This is a genomic window from Bartonella sp. AP9QHHD, assembly GCF_042195625.1.
Taxonomy (GTDB): Bacteria; Pseudomonadota; Alphaproteobacteria; order Rhizobiales; family Rhizobiaceae; genus Bartonella.
Genome location: NZ_JBHIOP010000017.1, coordinates 1 through 3,162 on the forward strand (window position 1 = coordinate 1; position 3,162 = coordinate 3,162).

Annotated in this window: 2 protein-coding genes; both read right to left on the minus strand. The window is 38.7% G+C overall.

The genetic code is table 11. The annotated features are described in order from the left end of the window. A partial coding sequence (locus ACFIK4_RS01090) for a DUF6990 domain-containing protein (protein WP_375674627.1) occupies positions 1-2,055 on the minus strand: 2,055 nt, incomplete at its 3' end. A 6-nt stretch (positions 2,056-2,061) separates the two neighbouring features. Continuing rightward, positions 2,062-3,162 (minus strand): VENN motif pre-toxin domain-containing protein (locus ACFIK4_RS01095; RefSeq protein ID WP_375674629.1); only part of this gene is annotated, 1,101 nt, incomplete at its 5' end.

Below are 3,162 nucleotides of genomic sequence, written 5' to 3' on the forward strand. Positions count from 1 at the left end.
AAATTGTGGGTAATCTTTGGCAATTTCGTCGTTATAAAGAATGTCTACTTCACGATCAGCCAATTGATAGCTTGCCATATGATCATTCTCATTGATTTTCTCGGTTGACCAACCTAAGCTTTTCAAAAGTGCATGAGCACTTTCCATGGTGAGACGATCATCATTGTCATCCACTTCATCCACTTCCTCTGCCACTTCAACAGAAGTTGTTTTAGAAGCAACAGATGCTATTTGCGGATCCAAGCTCAAAATCGGTGCATTTTTCGGAAAACCTGCTCGATAACCCCGTGCAAGAGTGAGGAGATTATCAATTCTATATTTTGAGATTTCTTCCACAAAACCTAAAGAATTTCCCTTTCTAAAATTCTCCTTATAAGATTTGAGCTTTTCAACATCCCCAATCAAAACAAGCGCAATAAGGTGACGCGCTACAAGATCAAGTTCACTGTCTGGGGAAAAAGCCGCATAATCATAAATGATTTGATTAACATTTTGCCGATCTGCCCATTCAAGTATATCTGTACAAATCTCCTTTAGCTTGCCTCTATCCAATTCAGTACTAGAAACTGTATAAACTTCTTCTGCTTCTTTGAGGGCTATATATTGAGGCATATTATAGAAAATTTCTCTATGAGCAGTGGAAAAACCAAGTGTTGAAAGGGAAGCCTTAAATGCAACAATTGGCTCTTCTTCATCACTTTGAAGACTGTACATTATATTGATGATACGGTCTTTACTGATAAAATAGGTATTACGATCATAGTTTTTATCACGATAAACTGTCCAACCCATTTCTTTTAATTGCTCAGCAACCTTATTGAAAGTAATCAAAGCTTTCGGACCAAGGTGTGCTTCTGCTGCTTCTCGCTCATTAAGGATTTTCAGATGTTTTTCAGAAAATTCAACGGCATGGTTAACATATTTTTTTACTTCATTATCATCCAAATGTTCAGAAATCGTACCTGCTTTTAGAAAACTTTGATAAGATTTCAGGATATCAATTCGACCTGTCAACGCTAAACAAGCCAAATGCCAGACTATATCTATATTGTAGCTATACTTTTGAACACGTGTTTTGCTTTCTATTGATGCTTGTAAATCTTGGGCGCGTGCCCATTGTATTATCCGCTCAGAGATTTTTATCAAATCTTCCTCATTCAACGTCTCTACACAAATATCAATCCCTTTATCAAAACCGCTAAAAATCCCTCCCCCAATCGTATTAAAAGACTGATAAATATCCGTAGGTCGTATCCAATTATATTCTCCCCTATAGTGAATATATTCGCAAGCTACAGAAATCTCTTCGTTAGAGATCTCAGCTTCAAGACGGACATTGTAATTGTTATGGAGATGTACAAAACCAAAATCAAACTGAATAAAGCGATCTGGCAAAGAGAGCCACATTTTTCCAGGTTCCGTAGAAAACCACCCTTGGGTTTTAAGAATACGGCTTGCTGCAGTAAGGCTTATCGAGCGCTGTTTGGGCTTTTTACGCGTTAGAATATCGTCTAACTCCCCATTTTTATAAGCTTGCGCAAAAAGAATGAGGCGCTCATACCGCGTCATCGCTTTGTAATCTGCAAATTCTGGTACATGTAATTGAGGTGCCGGCTTATCAGACCTTAAAGCATCAATATCGCCAAGCAATGCTTGTGCAACAGCAGAATGATTGGCGGCTTCTTCACGCAATTTTTGTTCAATATTCTGCGTTTGTGCCCAAAAGATTACTTTGTTTAAAACAGCTTCGATATGACTTTCTGAAAGATTCTGTGCCACAATTCCGAAATTTTCTTCTGCATAAATCAACGTATCACCATATTCATAGCGCGACTGTTCGCCATTATCATATTCCTCAGCAAGACAATAAGCGGCGGTGGTAAGAGCAACTGATAGCCGCAACCTTCCACCATCCTCTCCATAATCTACAACATCATAGAGAATGCGTATTATACGATCGGAGAAATGATAATAAGCAAATGTATCTCCAACTTCATCGCGATAAATCTCCCAGCCCAATCTTTTTAAAATCTCTGTTACGTCTTTCGTTTTCATTATGCTTCACTTCCCTTTTAAATAGCTTGGATGTCGATCAACTCCATGGTGCAGTGTCCCCTCATTCCACTTCTTATCTAGCTGATTTTTAGCCCAATTCTTGTTAAATTTATCTAATTCTTTCTCCAATTCTTTTACACTGCCTTTAAAATTATCTATAGTACCTTTAAGATCTTTTTGATATTGATCAAATTTTTCTTTATTTTGCTTAAGATACTTTTCAGCTTCAGAACCACAAAATTTTATGCTTCCTGTTGTTTTACATATTTCTCTTAAACCTTTCTGCCCTTTACTTAATTTGGCTTTACCTGTTTTCGTCTCATCAAACGCTGGTTTTCCATCCTTAATAAATGTGTTATCGGGACGTGTTCTTACCTTAATTGTGCCTTTATCTGTCGTAATTTCAATTTCAATCGTTAATTCTTTTTCGCTGGGTGAAAATCCTTCCTCCTTTAATTTTTGTTTTTTCTCATCGCGTTTTTTGTCATGATGTTCCCTAGCTTTATTAAGCTTTTTACCTTTTCCATCATTGTCATCGTCATTATTGTTTTGTGGGTCTTTAGCATTCGCCTGAGAAGCTTTGTTTTTTTCTTCTTGTGAGTTTTGATTTGTTTTTTCGCTATCTTCTTCTCCATTTTTTGATGCAAACCAATAGGCAAGAAAATCAGCTATAGCGGTTCTATTGTTAGGAGATTGAACAATAGTTGCTCCACCAGCCATAAAAAGAGACAGAGCTGCCAACTCTTGTGGCGTAAGCGACACAATGAACGCTACAGCAGCTGCTACCGCAGGAAGAAAATTATTTTCGGCAGCATTACCTGCGGCATCAGCGCCAGTATTGACATCACCACCAGCAAGGGCAGCAGCAAAGCCCCCCGCTATGCGCGCGATATCAATGGCATGATCATTAAAATCAGAAAACTGTGCTTCAATCTTTGCATTGATACGCGCTTGTTCTTCTGCCGTTGGAACACGACCATCCAATGCTGCTATTTCTTTTTGTATAAAATTTTTGGTCGACAGTTTAAACTGGAGCATAGCAGTGGCTTCGCCCACAGCACCCCCCACAGCACCGGCTGTGCAAGCACCGCTCGCAACAGCGCCTTT